This is a genomic window from Salmonella sp. SG203, assembly GCF_013350575.1.
Classification (GTDB): Bacteria; Pseudomonadota; Gammaproteobacteria; order Enterobacterales; family Enterobacteriaceae; genus Salmonella; species Salmonella enterica.
Genome location: NZ_SNMT01000132.1, coordinates 1 through 209, shown reverse-complemented (window position 1 = coordinate 209; position 209 = coordinate 1). Strand labels below are relative to the sequence as shown.

1 rRNA gene is annotated in these 209 nt (G+C 50.2%); it reads left to right on the top strand.

From position 1 onward, the window contains the following. A 23S ribosomal RNA gene (locus HV477_RS28175) occupies positions 1–85 on the top strand; the annotation flags it as partial. Positions 86–209: the final 124 nt, after the last annotated feature.

Here is a 209-nt window from a genome sequence, read left to right as displayed (position 1 = left end):
AAGACGACGACGTTGATAGGCCGGGTGTGTAAGCGCAGCGATGCGTTGAGCTAACCGGTACTAATGAACCGTGAGGCTTAACCTTACAACGCCGAAGCTGTTTTGGCGGATTGAGAAGACAACAATTTTCAGCTCAGATTCAGAGTCCGAAGGATTTTACGCTGAGACAAGGCGGCAAACGCAGCGACGGAAGGAGCATACAGAAGTAT